This is a genomic window from Pannonibacter sp. SL95 (assembly GCF_026672425.1).
Taxonomy (GTDB): domain Bacteria; phylum Pseudomonadota; class Alphaproteobacteria; order Rhizobiales; family Stappiaceae; genus Pannonibacter.
On sequence record NZ_JAPPRC010000003.1, the window covers coordinates 1,942,182 to 1,958,465 of the forward strand.

Genomic DNA, 16,284 nt, shown 5'->3' on the forward strand with positions numbered 1-16,284 from the left:
CCTGATACACTTTGTCCAACATCACGATCAGGCGCGCCCGGCGGTTTGCCGCAGAGGCAGCGCGAAAAGGACATCGAAGTGGACGACTCGGGTCAGAACGCCCCCGGCACAGCACGGGGGCAGGCTGGCGCGGCGTCGCCTCCCGCAGCTGCCATCGGGCGGCCGCGCACCAAGAAACGCCGCCGGCAGGGCAAGGGCCCGGCAGGCGGTGGACGGGGAGGCGAATCCGGTGCGCAAGCACCAAGACCGCAGGCGGAAACGTCTTCGGCGCCGCGTCCGGCGCACAAGAAGGGCAAACGGCGCAATCGCCCCAACCGGGCTGAGCGCCGGGCCGACATGCAGGGCGAGCCCCTGGCCGGGAACAGCGGTTCGGGCCCGTCCGCAGCTGACGGGACCGGCGCAGGCAGCTCCGGTTCCGGTCTCGCCAATGCGGGCAAGTCAAATGGCTCTGGTTTCGGCGCAAGCGGACGCGCGCTGCAAGGGCCCAATCAGCACGCCCCCAGAAAGGGCAAGGGACGTCGCCAGGGTAAGGGCCGTGGCGGCGCGTTTTCGTTTGGAGGCAGCGCGAGCCAAGGTGCCAGTACGAGTGCCGGTGCGAGTGGTAGTGCGAGCGCCGGTGCGAGTGCCAGCGCGGGAGCTGGAGCAGGCGGGGCTGCCGGGAGCGGTGACCGGGCTTTGATGCAGGGGGCCTCTGATGCGGCAAATCTGGCGGCCGCATCTGGTGTGGGGCTTGCCGCGCGGGAGGGAAGCGGGGATACGCGGACCGCGGCCGGTCATGGTGACGGGACAGGCGGTGCTTCTGCGAGCCGCGGCCGCCGCAGACGGGCGCGCGGGCGACCGAGCGGACATTTTCGCAATGATGCACCCGATGGTGCCGTTGGCAAGGCGGCAGAGGGCGCGGGTCTGCATACTGGTCATGCCCATGGCTCAGTCGTACGTGGACCGGGCGATGGCGGTTCGGCAACCGAGCCAGCCGCGCGGGGGCACGCAGACCGCCGGACCGCGTCAGCGGTTGCAGGTGACGCAAATGGACGCGGCGGCGAGCGTCAGCCCCAGCGCGAGGCGCGTGCTCCGGGTGCGCCGGCGCGGGCGCCGGACAATCAGCTCTATGCGGCGCTGGACCTCGGCACCAACAATTGCCGCCTGCTGATCGCCCGGCCGGAAGAGCGCGGCTTCAAGGTGGTCGATGCGTTTTCCCGCATCGTCCGGCTCGGCGAAGGCGTGGGGGCGAGCGGGCTGCTGTCCGATGCGGCCATGGACCGGGCGATCGACGCGCTCGACAATTGCCAGCGCAAGCTGGTCGAGCGCGGCGTGTCGCGGTTTCGTCTCATTGCCACCGAGGCCTGCCGGGCGGCGGGCAACGGGCCGGACTTCATCGACCGGGTGCAGCGGGAAACCGGGCTGGCGCTGGAAATCGTCAACCGCGAGACCGAAGCCCGGCTGGCGGTTGCTGGCTGCGCGACGCTGGTCGACCGGGATGCCGAAGGCGTGTTGCTGTTCGACATCGGCGGCGGCTCCTCCGAAATCGTCTGGCTGGACCTGCGCAACCGGGGCAATGCGCGTGGCTACGCCCTGACGCGGTTCATCCGCGCCTGGACATCGCTGCCGGTGGGCGTCGTCAATCTGGCGGAACGCCACGGCGGCATGCATGTGACGCACGAGATCTTCGAGGACATGGTCGATGACGTGTCCGAACATCTGGCCGGTTTTGCGGTCGGCACGGCGCTGAGCGAGGCGATCGAGGCCGGTCAGGTGCATATGCTGGGCACATCCGGCACGGTGACGACGCTGGCGGGCGTGCATTTCGGCTTGCGGCGCTATGACCGGCGCCGGGTCGACGGTGCGTGGCTGGCTGATGAGGACGTGTCGGCGATGATCGAGAAGCTGCGCGGCATGTCCTACGAAGAGCGGATCGGCAACCCCTGCATCGGGGCGGACCGGGCCGATCTGGTGTTGGCGGGCTGCGCCATTCTCGAGGCGATCCGCCGCCGCTGGACCTGTTCGCGCCTGCGGGTGGCGGACCGGGGCCTGCGGGAAGGTATTCTGACAGAACTGATGGCTGCGGACGGCGTCTGGTCGCGCGGCAGCCGGTCCCCGCGGGGACAGAAAGGAACGACATGAGCGAGGGCAAACGCGGATCGGGTGAACGCGGCCTGCATGTGCGCGTCAAGACGGCGGCCAAGCGCACGGTCTCGTCGACGCGCTGGCTGGAGCGCCACCTCAATGACCCCTATGTCCGCCGGTCGAAGATGGACGGCTACCGCTCGCGCGCGGCCTACAAGCTGATCGAGATCGACGACAAGCTGAGCCTGCTGAAGCCGGGCGCGCGCGTCGTTGACCTTGGCGCGGCACCGGGTGGCTGGTGCCAGATCGCGGTCGACCGGGTCGGGTCGTCACCGGATGAACCGATCGTGGTCGGCATCGACTATCTCGACATGGACCATATCCCCGGCGTGACCTTCCTGAAGAAGGACTTCCTCGACGAGGACGCGCCGGATGCCCTGCTGGCCGCGCTTGGCGGCCAGAAGCCGGATGTGGTGCTGTCGGACATGGCGGCGCCCACCACGGGGCACCGGCAGACCGATCATCTGCGCACGACTCACCTGTTCGAGGTGGCGATCCAGTTCGCACTGGAGAACCTTGCCCCTGGCGGCGCTTTCCTGGCCAAGGTGTTTCGCGGCGGCACGGAGAACCAGTTGCTGTCGCTTCTCAAGCAGGATTTCACGTCGGTGGCGCATATCAAGCCGCCGGCCAGCCGCAAGGAAAGCCCGGAACTCTATGTTGTCGCGAAGGGATTTCGCGGCCGGCGGGCACCGGGCAGCGTCTTTGGCCAGTCGCACGACAGCGACGACTGAGGCGGTGAGGGGCTGTCCCCGGCTTAACTGCAAAAACAGCCTGTGGACGCTTTGATCTTTTCAAGGTGTCACCTGCGTGTTATTCACCCGCGCCAACTTCTCCGGCATCGCCGAAGCACTATTCGTCGCCGCCATCCCCGCCATGGGGTGGCGGATTTCGGGCTTTCTCAACAGGGGAATTGGCAATGGCCACTTTTTTCGTTCCGGCAACCGGCGCTGAAGCGCTCACCTTTGACGACGTGCTGCTGATCCCCGGTCATTCCGAGGTGATGCCGGCCCAGACCGACCTGCGCACCCGCGTGACGCGCTCGCTGGAGCTGAACCTGCCGATCCTGTCCTCCGCCATGGATACCGTCACCGAGGCGCGCCTTGCCATTGCCATGGCGCAGGCCGGCGGCATTGGCGTCATTCACCGCAACCTCAGCCTTGACCAGCAGGCCGAGCAAGTGCGCCAGGTGAAGAAGTTCGAAAGCGGCATGGTGGTGAACCCGGTCGTCATCGGCCCGGACGCGACCTTGAAGGATGCGCTGGACCTGATGAAGGCCTATGGCATTTCCGGCATTCCGGTCGTGGAAAACGGCGGGGCCGGGGGTCAGGTGACTGGCCGTCTGGTTGGGGTTCTGACCAACCGTGACGTGCGCTTTGCCACTAACCCGGATCAGCGCGTCTATGAGCTGATGACCCGCGAGAACCTGATCACGGTGCGCGACACGGTGAGCCAGGACGAAGCCAAGCGTCTGCTGCATCAGCACCGCATCGAGAAGCTGCTGGTGGTGGACGATGCGCTGAACTGCGTCGGTCTCGTCACCGTCAAGGACATCGAAAAGGCACAGCTGAACCCGAACGCCTCGAAGGACGACCAGGGCCGCCTGCGCGTTGCCGCCGCCACCTCGGTGGGCGATGAAGGCATGCAGCGCGCCGAGCGCCTGATCGATGCCGGCGTGGACCTTCTGGTCGTTGACACCGCCCATGGCCATTCGGCCCGCGTGCTGGCGATGGTCAACGAAGTGAAGAAGATGTCGAACACCGTGCAGGTGCTGGCCGGCAACGTCGCGACGCGCGAGGCGACCAAGGCGTTGATCGATTCCGGCGCGGACGCGGTCAAGGTCGGCATCGGGCCGGGCTCGATCTGCACCACCCGTATCGTCGCCGGTGTCGGCGTGCCGCAGCTCACTGCCATTCTCGAGGCCTGCGATGAGGCGGCCAAGCATGACGTGCCGATCATTGCCGATGGCGGGATCAAGTATTCCGGCGATCTGGCGAAGGCGCTGGCGGCAGGCGCTGCCGGTGCCATGATCGGCTCGCTGCTGGCTGGCACCGAGGAAAGCCCGGGCGAGGTTTATCTGCACCAGGGCCGGTCCTACAAGTCCTACCGCGGCATGGGCTCGGTTGGTGCGATGGCCCGTGGCTCGGCGGACCGCTACTTCCAGGCGGAAGTGCGTGACTCGCTGAAGCTGGTGCCCGAAGGTATCGAGGGTCAGGTTCCCTACAAGGGCCCGCTGTCCAGCGTGCTGCATCAGCTGGCCGGTGGCCTGCGCGCGGCGATGGGCTATGTGGGCGCAAAGACGCTGCCCGAGTTCCAGGAAAAGGCGCGGTTCGTGCGCATTTCCGGCGCTGGCCTGCGGGAAAGCCATGCCCATGACGTGACAATCACGCGTGAAAGCCCGAACTATCCGACAAATATCTGACGGGTAGAGCCACAGGTGACCGGGTCGGGCGCCGTGGTGCCCGCCTGAAACACTGGAGCAATGACATGAAAGATGGTGGACGGATCGCCGCGGCCATCGAAGTGCTGGGCGAGGTGGAAAGCCGCCGCCGTCCGGTGCAGGACGCGCTGAAGGACTGGGGCAACGCCCACCGTTTTGCCGGGTCCGGAGATCGTACGATCATCGGCAACCTGGTGTTCGATGCCCTGCGGCACAAGCAGAGCCTCGGCTGGCAGATGCAGGACAGCAGTGCCCGTGCGCTGGCGCTGGCGACCTACGCGCTCAACTGGCAGCAGGGTCTGGCGCGGCTGGAAGAGGTGATGGCTGACGACCGGCATGCGCCGGAGGCGTTGAGCGAAGCCGAAAAGGCCGCGCTGACCACGCCGCGGGCGGACGCGGCGCCCGATGCCATTGCCGCCGACGTCCCGGAATGGCTTTGGCCGGCCTTTGCCGCAGCGCTTGGCGGCAACGCCGTCGCCGAAGGCAAGGCACTGGCACGCCGGGCCCCCATCGACATGCGCGCCAACACGCTCAAGGCGTCGCGTGACAAGGTCCTCAAGCGCCTCGCCCATATCGAGCTGAAGGAAACGGCGCTGTCGCCCTTCGGCCTCAGGGTCGAGCCGAAGCCGGGTGCGGCGCGTCTGCCGCATGTGCAGGCCGAGGAAGGCTATCGCAAGGGCTGGTTCGAACTGCAGGACGAGGCAAGCCAGATCGCAGCCCTGGTGGCCGGGGCAAAGCCGGGCGAACAGGTGCTCGATTACTGTGCTGGCGGCGGCGGCAAGACGCTGGCTCTGGCCGCGCTGATGGAAAACCGTGGCCAGATCTACGCCTATGACAACGACCGGCTGCGGCTGGCGCCCATCCACGAGCGCCTGGCGCGTGCGGGCGCGCGCAACGTGCAGGTGCGTGATCCGCAGACCGGATCGCTGGAGGATCTGGATGGGCAGATGGATCTGGTCTTTGTCGATGCGCCTTGCACCGGCACCGGTGTGTGGCGGCGGCGGCCGGATTCCAAGTGGCGGCTCAGCGAAAAGGCACTGGCTGACCGGATCGAGGAACAGGCGCGGGTGCTGGATGCAGCGGCGCGCTTCGTGAAGCCCGGCGGACGCCTTGTCTATGCCACGTGCTCCATCCTTGACGCCGAGAACCGCGACCAGATCGAAGCGTTTCTGGCTCGTGACACGCGCTTTGCCCGCAAGTCGGCGGCAGACGCCTTCGCGGCCGCCCTGCCGGGCAAGCCGAAGCCGGTGCATGTCAGCCCTGAAGGCCATCTGATGCTGACCCCGGCCTCGACGGACACCGACGGCTTCTTCCTGTCCGTCGTCACCCGCGTAAGCTGACGCGCCTGACGGACGAACAATCCGCAAACTGAAACACCGTGCTGTCGCAAGACCGCACGGTGTTTTGTTTTCGCAAACGATGATCAGCCGATCTGGCTCTCGGGCTCAGCGCCGGAGACGCGTTGCTGATCAGCACTGTCATTGGGCGTCTGCGGATCCTCTGCAGTGGCGTAATCACTGTCTTCAGCCGATCCGGCGAGCGCAGCGTCCGCTGCGGTCTGGATCGCGGCAGGCTGGGCTGAGGGCGATTGAAGCGGCGCATGTGGCGACCAGACGAGGTCGGGCATCGGCACGGTGCGATGTTTCTCGATCACGTCGCGCACCCAGTCAGGAACCGGGCGGCCGTTGGCCATGGCAGTGAGGACCTCGCGTGCGGCCAGCCGTTCGCCGAGGGCGGCGAGGGCCGCGCCAATGGCATTGCCGGCCTCGCGGTCGTCAGCCCGTTCGGTCCATGCATCATCGGCGTGGCGGAGCGCCGCCTTCAGGTCGCCAGACTTGCGCGCCAGCAGCGACAGGCGGACCTTGATGTCCGTGTCGCCGGGGCTAAGTCCAAGCGCGGCGTCATAGGCCTCGCGCGCGGGGGAAAGCTCACCCAGCGCGGCCAGGGCATCACCAAGACAGACGAAGGCGGCGACCGATTGCGCATCCTCAGTAAGGGCCCGTTCGGCCAGATCGCGCGCTTCATCCAGACGATTGCGCTTCAGCAGGAGGCGGGACAGGCCGATGAGGGCAGGGGCGTAAGCGGGATCAATCCGCAGCGCCGCCCGATAGGCAGCAATCGCCGTACCTGGACGCGGATCCGAAGAGGCGGCATCGCCCAGCAGGGTCTGGGCCGGGGCGCTGTCCGGCATCAGCGAACACAGCCGCCCGGCAAAGCCTTGCGCTTCTTCGAGGTTGCCCTGCTGGATCAGGATCGAGGCAAGACCGTAAAGGGCGTTGTGGTTCTCCGGCGTGTCGGTGAGCACGGCACGGAACGAGCTTTCCGCATTGGCCAGATCGCCCAGCAGGAACTGGCAGTTGCCGAGATTGGCCCTGGCCCGGCCGTGGTCGGGGTGCGTGAACAGGATTTTCCGGAACTGGGCGGCCGCCTCTTCAAGTTGGCCCGCGCGCATTGCCGCGGTCGCCTGCGCGAAGGCGTCTTCCACCTCCTCCTGCGACCGGCGCGCGTTCTCGAGGCTTGGCACCGGCGGCATCAGAGAGGGTGCGCCGGCATCACCGGCCGGCGTGTCGCCCGAGCCTGCCGGGCGTGACAGATCCATTCGGGCGGCCGCTGCGGCTGCGGCGACCGTTGCCGGTGTAGACATGGTATCGTCGGCCGTCGTCATGGCGGAGGACCGTTTCCCCTCTGCGTGGGCCTCTTGCCGCCCTGTCGGCCAACATCCGCGGATGCTGGCGGCGGTGATGCGGCTGCGAGCCCCGGTTGGCGGATGCTTTCAACTGAAATGCAATCCGAATCATCCTTGCCGAACATGGGTTAAGCTTACCCAGTCCGGGGGCCCGGGTCAAAAGCCGCTGCCGGCCGCGGGGTGGTGACGCGGCTGGCTGCAACGGAAACCTGTGGAGGAGCGGCTTTAACCTTGCCTGCCGATCTTTTCACTTGAAGTGAAATTGATATGACGGGGCATGTCCGATGTGTCACCCGGCAGGATGACTGGCGATGCACACGGCCCCAAGATCCTGCGGCGCCGTCACAGGACGGCAGGAGAGACCCATGGCAGCCAGAGGCAACAAGGCGGCACAAGCCGCAACCGCTCCCGCACAGGTCAGCCTGTTCGACAGCGAGCCGGCGATCGGGCTCGACAACTTCCTGCCGCTGAAGATCCTGGCCGCCGCGCGGCTTGTCGAGCGGCGGCTGGTCAAGGCGCTGCAGAACGAGCACGGCATCGCGCTGCCGGAATGGCTGGTGCTGTCGGCGCTGATCGAGGCGGGCGAGGGTTCCGTGCGCGATCTTGGCGCGCGCACCGGGCTGGACGCGGTGGCGATCAGCCGCGCGGCCACGCGGCTCACCGATCGCAAGCTGCTTAAGAAGTCCGAGAACCGGCAGGATCGCCGCCTTGTGGTGCTGAAGGCAACGAAGGCCGGGCGCGATCTTGCCGAGGGCATCGGCGGCCGGCTTGGACCGCTTGAGACCGAGATCTTCAAGGGGCTTGGCGCTCCGGACCGCATCCGCCTTGCCAGCCTGCTTGGAGCGCTGCAGACCAAGGACGGTGCCTGATCCAGCTTCCGCGTCACCCCGCCGCGATGTCGCATGCGAGCGCAAAACGAACCAGCTGCGCCCAAAGAATCCGGTTCAAATCCGTCAGATGTCAGAGTAGAAGCTGCCCATGACACAGCATGATCGCCTCCTCATCATCGACTTTGGCTCCCAGGTGACGCAGCTCATCGCCCGGCGTCTGCGCGAGCTGAATGTCTACTGCGAAATCCATCCGTATCAGAAGGTCACCGACGCCTTTCTCGCCGCGTTCGCCCCGAAGGCAGTGATCTTCTCGGGCGGGCCGGATTCCGTCACCCGCGCGGGCTCGCCCCGTCCGCCGCAGTCGGTCTACACGCTCGGTGTGCCGATCCTCGGCATCTGCTATGGCCAGCAGACCATGATGCAGGACCTCGGCGGTATGGTCGAAGGCGGCAAGATCTCCGGCGGTGGCGGGACAGCAGAATTCGGCCGTGCCTTTGTCACGCCGGCCGGCGACAAGCTGCCGCTGCTTGATGGCTGGTTCGAGGGTGAGCGCGAGCAGGTGTGGATGAGCCACGGCGATCACGTCAGCAAGATCGCGCCGGGCTTCGAGGTCTATGGCGTGTCACCGAACGCGCCCTATGCCATCACGGCCGATACCTCGCGCAATTTCTATGCGGTGCAGTTCCATCCGGAAGTTCACCACACGCCGAATGGTAAGAAGCTTTACGAGAATTTCGTCCGTCTGGCCGGCTTCACCGGCGACTGGACAATGGGCGCCTACCGCGAGGACGCGATTGCCAAGATCCGCGCCCAGGTTGGCGACAAAAAGGTGATCTGCGGCCTCTCCGGCGGCGTCGACAGCTCGGTTGCGGCCGTGCTGATCCATGAGGCCATCGGCGACCAGCTGACTTGCGTCTTCGTCGATCACGGTCTTCTGCGCCAGGGTGAGGCGGAAGAAGTCGTCACCATGTTCCGGGACAACTACAACATTCGCCTGATCCATGCGGATGAGCAGGAGCTGTTCCTCGGCGCGCTGGAAGGCGTGTCCGACCCGGAAGTGAAGCGCAAGACCATCGGCAAGTTGTTCATTGACGTGTTCCAGAAGCACGCCAACTCGATTGATGGCGCCGAGTTCCTGGCGCAAGGGACGCTCTACCCGGACGTCATCGAGAGCGTCAGCTTCTCGGGCGGCCCGTCGGTGACGATCAAGAGCCATCACAATGTCGGCGGCCTGCCGGAAAAGATGGGCCTGAAGCTGGTCGAGCCGCTGCGCGAGCTGTTCAAGGACGAGGTTCGCGCCCTCGGCCGCGAGCTGGGGCTGCCGGAGAAGTTCATCGGCCGCCACCCGTTCCCGGGGCCGGGCCTTGCCATCCGCTGCCCGGGCGAGATCACCCGCGAGAAGCTCGCCATCCTGCGCAAGGCGGATTCGGTCTATATCGACCAGATCCGCAAGCACGGTCTCTATGACGAGATCTGGCAGGCTTTCGTCGCGATCCTGCCGGTGCGCACGGTCGGCGTGATGGGCGACGGGCGGACCTATGACTTCGCCTGCGCGCTCCGCGCCGTGACCTCGGTCGATGGCATGACGGCGGACTACTACCCCTTCAGCCACGAGTTCCTCAGCGAGACCGCGACCCGCATCATCAACGAGGTCGAAGGCATCAACCGCGTGACCTACGACATCACCTCGAAGCCCCCGGGCACCATCGAGTGGGAATGACCGCGCTTGCCTTGAGCGCAAGTCGGCGGCGGCCCCTGGTGGGCCGCCGTTTTGTTTTCAGGTCATCGGTGAAAGCGCAGCATTTCGGCCAGGGCGGGATTGCTGGGACCCACGCAGCCGCTATCGCGTGGTGGAACCTTGAACAAACTCGGCCTCGAGCTTCAGCCTCACGGGTGACGTCACGCCTGCGCATCGCGCAACAATTGCCTTCGCGGCCAGGACTCCAATCTGTTCGCGCGGCGTGCGCATGGTCGTGAGTTTGACCGGCAGCACATTCAGCAAACCCAGGTCGTTGAAGCCGACAAGCCCGATCTGTGCTGGCACATTGATGCCCTGTGATTGCAAATGCATCCAGGCACCATAGGCCACGTGATCGTTGAGACCGAAAATGAGGTCAATGTCGGGACTGCTGGAGAGCAGTTCGGCGCAACCGTCATATCCCAGCTGGAATGCATTGCGCGACGCCGAGCGTCCGGCAGGTATCTCCTGATCAAAGGCCTGCATCAGGCCTCTCAGGCGCGCTTCGGCGCGCGGATCCAGTCCTTCAGGGCAGCCAACAAAGCCGGGTGCGCGATAGCCGGCAGCTTTCAGCTTGCGGCCCAGCGTCAGCCCGATGTCCTGGTGATCGAGACCGACGCACATGTCGATCGGGTCCGGCCTCCAGTCCCAAATCTCGACGACGGGGATTCCGGTTCCCGACAACAGACCGATCAATTCGTCTGCATGGTGGCTGCCGGTCAGCACCATGCCGGCGGGGCGCCAGGCGACCAGGCGCTCGGCCCAATCCAGCTCCTGCGTGGTGCTGTAGTCCGACGTGCTGACGATGGTTGCGATCGACTGACGCTCGAACACGCTGCGCATGCCCTGCAGCATGTCCGCAAACACCTCGTTGAAGAGCGTCGGGAAAGAGATGCCGACAAGGCCGGAGTTTGCTTCGGCCATCGCCTTGGCAGGCAGATTGGGCAGGTATTTCAGCGCCTTAGCAATTTCCTCTATCTCGGCCCTTTTGGCCGATGACACGCCTTCTACGCCACGTAGGGCTCGGCTGACCGTCATCGTGGACACGCCCGCACGGCGGGCAATGTCTTCCAGACGCGTGAGATCTGATCTTCGGCTCACTGGTATTTTTCCCAAAAGGAACGTTATCGCTAACGTAGTTTTACACACCAACCGGCTTCACCTCCACCCCGGTCTCCACTTAAGACTGGAAGACGAATTGGGGAGGAATACAGGTGCCAAAGATTACGCTTGATGGCGTGACCAAGCGCTATGGTACGCTTGAAGTTGTGCCGCCACTGGATCTGCATCTGGAAGATGGAGAATTCACGGTTCTGGTCGGGCCGTCAGGATGTGGCAAATCAACAACCTTGCGAATGCTGGCGGGCCTTGAGTCAATAAGCGGCGGCGAGATCTATTTTGACGGTCGTCCTGTCAGTCGTCTTGAGCCAAGAGACCGGGATATTGCCATGGTCTTTCAGGACTATGCGCTTTACCCGCATATGAACATTGCGCGCAACATGTCCTTTGCCCTGCGTCTTGCGAAGGTCCCTGCGGCAGAAATCGAGACGCGGGTGCAGCGGGTGGCTCAGATGCTGAACATCGGTCATCTGCTGCAGCGAAAGCCTGCCGAATTGTCGGGCGGACAGCGCCAGCGCGTTGCCATGGGGAGAGCACTCGTTCGCGATGCGTCCACGTTCCTGTTCGATGAACCGCTCTCGAATCTCGATGCAAAACTCCGCGGCAAGATGCGCACGGAACTGGCTGAAATGCGCGGCCAGCTTCGCAAGAACATGGTCTACGTCACCCATGATCAGGTCGAGGCCATGACGCTTGGCGACCGGATCGTGGTGATGAACGAGGGCCGGATCCAGCAGCAGGGCACGCCGGAGGAGCTGTTCAAGAAGCCGGCCAATTTATTCGTGGCCGGGTTCATGGGAAGCCCGACCATGAATTTCATCCCCGCAGACCTGCAGGACGTCGGCGGAGCAGTGCACGCGGTCTGCGAGGGGCTGCGTGTGCCGGTGCCTGCGGCCATTGCCGCGGCTGCAAAGGGCCGGGAGATCATCATCGGCGTGCGTCCATCGTCCATTCATGTCCAGCGGGAAGGGGGAGTTCCGCTCAAGGTGCGCGTGGTGGTCGCCGAATATCTTGGTGCCCAGACGGTGCTGGCCACCCGCCTGCAGGACGGAACGGAAGTGCTGGCCGAATTGCCGTCAGGCAGACGCTTCAGTGCTGGCGAAGACCTGACGCTGCAGGTTGCACCGGAAGAGGTCCTGCTGTTCGACCGGGGCACTGGCGAACGACTTTGAATTCGCGGCAGCGGTGACGCGCAGCATCACAGCACCGGAATGCTCATGCGCCCCGGCCACCATCATGGTGGGCCGGAGAGGAGGCGCATTGAGGCTTGATACCACTTGGGATCACACAGGGAGGAGCATATGAGAAAGACAACTGCAGCAATTGCCGCATTGCTGCTGTCGGCCGCCGCGGCTGCCGCCAATCCTTACAAGCCTTATGAAGGCACCACACTTGTGGTGAACTTTCCTGCGCATCCGCACTACGATGCCGTGATGAAAGTTCTTCCGGACTTCACGAAGGAGACCGGGATCGAGGTGGAAGTCGACCAGCTTGAATACCTGAAGATGCGGGAAAAGCAGACGCTTGAGCTGACCAAAGCAGAGGGCGACTACGATCTGATTTCCTATGTGGTTTTTTCCAAGGCGGATTACGTTTTCGCGGACCAGCTGGAAAACCTCGCAAAGTACTTCATGAACCCAAAGCTGGCTGATCCCAAATGGGATGCATCCGATATCATTGACGGTTACATGCAGAATATCGGTGTTGCCGGCGGCGAGAAAGGCTATCTGCCCGGCAAGACCGGTTCCCTGTTCGGACTTCCTTTTGGGGCCGAGACATCCGCACTTGGCTATCGCACCGATATTTTCGAAAAGCACGGGCTTCCGGTGCCCAAGACCTATGACGACATGATCGAGTTGGCCTGTCTCATTCCCCAGCTTGAGCCGGGCATGGGCGGCCTTGCCAGCCGGGCGGCCAGCGGCCAGCACGCCAGCCACGCCTTCCTGCTGCACCTTGCACCGCTTGGCGGCAAGATCTTCGACGATGCCTGGAACCCGGTCATGAACAGCGAGGCAGGCATCAAGGCTGCCGAGACGTTGAAGAAGATCGTCGATTGCGGTCCGGAAGGCGCCAAGTCCTTCGGTCAGGCGGAGGCGCTGGCGTCCTTCCTGCAGGGCAAGTCGGCGATGTATCTCGACACCACGGCCATCGCCGGCCAGGTGAATGACCCATCGCGCAGCCAGGTCGTCGGCAAGGTCGCGTGGGCACCGCATCCGGCCGGCGTGCGCCAGGCCAGCCAGACGGGCGGCTTCGGCATTGCCATTCCGAAAAACGCCAAGAACAAGGAGGCGGCGTTCCTGCTGATGCAGTGGCTGACGTCGGCGGCAACGGACAAGAAGATCGCCCTCGCTGGCGGAAACCCGATCCGCTACTCCACGCACAGCGACTCGGAAGTTTTTGCGAAGATGCCATGGATGGGCGAGTTCGGCGTCGCTGTTCAGAACGCGGATCCCGACTGGCGCCCGATCATTCCGGTCTGGGGCAAGATCAATGCTGATCTGGGAACCCAGCTGTCCAAGGTGCTGACCGAGGGTCTTGATCCCAAGGAAGCACTGGATGGTGTCGCCGAGCGCACGCGCACGATCATGAAAGATGCTGGTTACTACACCTGGTCCGAATGACCTGCAGTTGTTCGCCGCTCTGCTTGCGGGCGGAGCGGCGAACAACGCTGGACCTGCATTGACGCCACGTTGCGTTGCAAGGGATCTTCCATGAACGCCAGTACCTTAAACAGGGCAACGCCTTATCTTTTCCTGCTGCCTGCCGCCCTTATCCTCTGCGTCGCGCTGATCTATCCGGTCGGATACATGGTGTGGGCGAGCTTTCTCAACTGGAATCCCAGCCAGAGAATTGGCGATGCCGAATTCGTCGGGCTTGCCAATTATGTGCGGCTTTTCTCGGATGCGCAGTTTCACGAGAGCTTCGCGGTGACGCTGGCCTTTGCAGCGACAGTGGTCAGCATCGAGCTGGTTCTGGGGGTGGGGCTTGCCATGCTGCTGGACCGCAACATCCGTGGCATGTCGGTGCTGCGCACCCTGTTCATCCTGCCGATGATGATCGCGCCGATCGTTGTCGGCCTGATGTGGCGCTACATGTACCACCCGACAGTTGGGATCTTTAATCGCACCCTCAAGGCAGCCGGTCTCGATCCGGTCCCCTGGCTGTCCGATCCCGGTTGGGCGTTCGTTTCCGTTGTCATCGCAGACGTCTGGCAGTGGACTCCGTTTATTTTCATCCTGTCGCTGGCTGCCCTGCAGTCTCTGCCCTCGTCGACCATGGAAGCGGCGCGTGTGGACGGGGCGACTCCCTGGCAAACTATCCTCCATGTCAAGCTGCCGCTGATGATGCCGGTTCTGATCGTGACAGCCCTGCTGCGGCTGATCGATGCGTTCAAGGTGCTGGAAGTGATCCTGGTGCTGACCAATGGCGGGCCGGGCCTGTCGACCGAAATCCTGGCCTTGCGTATTTCCCGAACGGCCTCCGAGTTCCGGGAGCTCGGCGCGGCAGCAGCCATGTCCAACCTGCTCCTGGTCCTGCTGATGGCCCTGACGGCGATCATGTTTGTCTATTCGAAGATCACGGAACTGCGTAACCGGAGGCAGGCAGCATGACCCGCGACAAGACTTCTCCGACCTTTTTCGTGCTGCTGGTCATTCTGGTCCTCATGTCGACAGGGCCGATCATGCTGATGCTGGTCACGTCCTTGCGACTGAATGTCGACATCATGTCCGAGACCTCCAGCCTCCTGTTCCTGCCGACCTTGCGCAACTACGAGACCGTGCTTTGCAATGTTTTGTGGTATACGCCCGAGCATCTCAGCCGGTGTGACAAGACCTTTGGCCGTGCCTTGGGCAACTCTCTGGTTGTCTCCATCACGGCAACCGCGCTGACACTGGTGATCGGCTGCATGGCGGCCTATGCCCTGGTCCGCTTCCGGTTTTTCGGCCGCGATGTCGTGTCCTTCTCCACGCTGATCTTGCGCATGATCCCGCCGGCGGTGCTGCTTGTGCCCGTGTTCGGCATCTGGACCTATCAGTTCGGCCTCGATGGCACGCTGTCCGGCGTTGTGCTGGTCTACGTGGCCATGAACCTGCCCTTCGTGATCTGGATCCTGCAAAGCTTCATCCGGCAGGTGCCCTTGCAGCTGGAAGAGGCCGCCAGGATCGATGGGGCAGGGCCCTTCGCCATTTTCTTCCTGGTGGTGCTGCCGCTCATACGGCCGGGCCTTGCTGCGGCTGCCATCTTCACGTTCCGCATCGCCTGGAATGAGTTTTTGCTGGGCAACGCACTGACGGATCGCAGCACGCGAACGGTACCGGTGACGATCGTCAATCGCCTGACGGAATACGACATCGACTGGGGGGTGATCATGGCAACCGGGATGTTGCTGGCCGTGCCACCCATCATCTTCACGCTGCTCGCCAGCCGCCAGATCATTACCGGCATGACGGCGGGAGCGGTAAAGGGATGATCGAATGGCTGCTTGGCCCCATCGACCCAGCCCGCATCCACGACGTGGGCCTGCATGTGTCGTGGCATGCCCGCACGATGGTGGTTGCATGGGGTGTGCTGGTGCCCGTCGGCGTGCTGGCGGCTCGCTACTTCAAGGTCTTTCCCGGTCAGGATTGGCCGCGCAAGCTGGATGATCGCCGCTGGTGGCATGCCCATCGGCTTGCCCACATGTCGGCAGGACTGTTGATGTTGGCCGGTCTTTGGCTGATCCTTTCGGTCGATGGCCCCGTTGCCAGCCTGACGCACCTGGCATGGCTTCACCATGCATTTGGCTGGAGCGTCATTTGCCTCAGCGTGACACAGTTTTCGTCCGCCTGGCTGCGCGGCAGCAAGGGTGGACCAACCGCACCGGCGGCAGATGGAAGCCTGAGAGGCGATCACTTCGATATGACGCCGCGCCGGCTGATCTTCGAAGCGGTGCACAAGACTGGCGGCTTCCTGGCTCTCGGGCTCTCGGTTCCTGCAGTTCTGACAGGTCTTTGGCAGGCCAATGGACCGCGATGGATGTGGCTGGTCTTGGGGCTCTGGTGGCTGGCGCTGCTCGTCCTGACATGGGTTCTGGAACGGAGCCGGGGGGCGTTCGACACCTATCAGGCCATATGGGGCGCTGACGAACATTTGCCGGGCAACGGCAAGGAGCCGATCGGGTACGCGGTGCACAGGCATTCTGCACGGCTGCGATCATCCGGCACGCCGCATCCTTGAAACTGGACAAGGTCTGGCAAGGTCCGACTGTTGCCAGGAACCAGCGGGCGGAATGATCTCACGCGTCGCGAGTGCAGAGGGTTTTCTCGCTGCGACGCACGGGAGGCCACAGGGGTTTCGCGATCCGACTGAT

At 64.2% G+C, this 16,284-nt stretch carries 13 protein-coding genes; 11 read left to right on the forward strand and 2 right to left on the reverse strand.

What is annotated here, in order from left to right:
- Positions 1-678 precede the first annotated feature (678 nt).
- The 4 genes from OVA12_RS09810 to OVA12_RS09825 all read left to right on the forward strand — a co-directional run bounded on the left by OVA12_RS09810 (position 679) and on the right by OVA12_RS09825 (position 5,901).
- A complete protein-coding gene (locus OVA12_RS09810) occupies positions 679-2,121 on the forward strand; it encodes a Ppx/GppA phosphatase family protein (RefSeq protein ID WP_268136736.1) in 1,443 nt (480 codons plus the stop codon).
- On the forward strand, positions 2,118-2,855 hold the full coding sequence (locus tag OVA12_RS09815) for an RlmE family RNA methyltransferase (RefSeq protein ID WP_268136738.1): 738 nt from the start codon (positions 2,118-2,120) through the stop codon (positions 2,853-2,855). Before OVA12_RS09810 ends, OVA12_RS09815 begins: the two co-directional genes overlap by 4 nt.
- Positions 2,856-3,040: 185 nt before the next feature.
- Entirely contained in the window at positions 3,041-4,543 is a 1,503-nt protein-coding gene (gene guaB, locus OVA12_RS09820) for an IMP dehydrogenase (RefSeq protein ID WP_268136740.1), read from the forward strand.
- 65 nt (positions 4,544-4,608) lie between these two features.
- Positions 4,609-5,901 carry an RsmB/NOP family class I SAM-dependent RNA methyltransferase gene (locus OVA12_RS09825; protein ID WP_268136742.1) on the forward strand — a complete coding sequence of 431 codons (1,293 nt, stop codon included), beginning with the start codon at positions 4,609-4,611 and terminating at the stop codon, positions 5,899-5,901.
- A gap of 83 nt (positions 5,902-5,984) precedes the next feature.
- Here OVA12_RS09825 and OVA12_RS09830 read toward each other — a convergent pair whose 3' ends face one another.
- Positions 5,985-7,226: a tetratricopeptide repeat protein gene (locus tag OVA12_RS09830; protein ID WP_268136744.1), complete on the reverse strand. Its 1,242-nt coding sequence runs from the start codon at positions 7,224-7,226 to the stop codon at positions 5,985-5,987.
- Between the two features lie 386 nt (positions 7,227-7,612).
- Here OVA12_RS09830 and OVA12_RS09835 point away from each other — a divergent pair, with 386 nt between their 5' ends.
- Both OVA12_RS09835 and guaA read left to right on the forward strand, forming a co-directional pair.
- Positions 7,613-8,116 (forward strand): MarR family winged helix-turn-helix transcriptional regulator, encoded by a 504-nt coding sequence (locus OVA12_RS09835; RefSeq protein WP_268136746.1) that lies wholly within the window; start codon positions 7,613-7,615, stop codon positions 8,114-8,116.
- Between the two features lie 109 nt (positions 8,117-8,225).
- Positions 8,226-9,797 (forward strand): glutamine-hydrolyzing GMP synthase, encoded by a 1,572-nt coding sequence (guaA, locus tag OVA12_RS09840; protein ID WP_268136748.1) that lies wholly within the window; start codon positions 8,226-8,228, stop codon positions 9,795-9,797.
- 120 nt (positions 9,798-9,917) lie between these two features.
- On the opposite strand, the gene OVA12_RS09845 is transcribed toward guaA, so the two are convergent.
- Positions 9,918-10,916 (reverse strand): LacI family DNA-binding transcriptional regulator, encoded by a 999-nt coding sequence (locus OVA12_RS09845; RefSeq protein WP_268136750.1) that lies wholly within the window; start codon positions 10,914-10,916, stop codon positions 9,918-9,920.
- A gap of 113 nt (positions 10,917-11,029) precedes the next feature.
- On the opposite strand from OVA12_RS09845, the gene OVA12_RS09850 reads away from it, so the two are divergent.
- The 5 genes from OVA12_RS09850 to OVA12_RS09870 all read left to right on the forward strand — a co-directional run bounded on the left by OVA12_RS09850 (position 11,030) and on the right by OVA12_RS09870 (position 16,151).
- Entirely contained in the window at positions 11,030-12,106 is a 1,077-nt protein-coding gene (locus tag OVA12_RS09850; protein WP_268136752.1) for an ABC transporter ATP-binding protein, read from the forward strand.
- Positions 12,107-12,235: 129 nt separating this feature from the next.
- Positions 12,236-13,555 carry an extracellular solute-binding protein gene (locus OVA12_RS09855; RefSeq protein WP_268136754.1) on the forward strand — a complete coding sequence of 440 codons (1,320 nt, stop codon included), beginning with the start codon at positions 12,236-12,238 and terminating at the stop codon, positions 13,553-13,555.
- Positions 13,556-13,645: 90 nt separating this feature from the next.
- Positions 13,646-14,545 (forward strand): carbohydrate ABC transporter permease, encoded by a 900-nt coding sequence (locus tag OVA12_RS09860; protein ID WP_268136756.1) that lies wholly within the window; start codon positions 13,646-13,648, stop codon positions 14,543-14,545.
- Positions 14,542-15,405, forward strand: a complete 864-nt coding sequence (locus tag OVA12_RS09865; protein WP_268136758.1) for a carbohydrate ABC transporter permease — start codon at positions 14,542-14,544, stop codon at positions 15,403-15,405. Before OVA12_RS09860 ends, OVA12_RS09865 begins: the two co-directional genes overlap by 4 nt.
- Positions 15,402-16,151, forward strand: a complete 750-nt coding sequence (locus tag OVA12_RS09870; RefSeq protein WP_268136760.1) for a cytochrome b561 domain-containing protein — start codon at positions 15,402-15,404, stop codon at positions 16,149-16,151. Before OVA12_RS09865 ends, OVA12_RS09870 begins: the two co-directional genes overlap by 4 nt.
- The last annotated feature ends 133 nt before the right edge of the window (positions 16,152-16,284 follow it).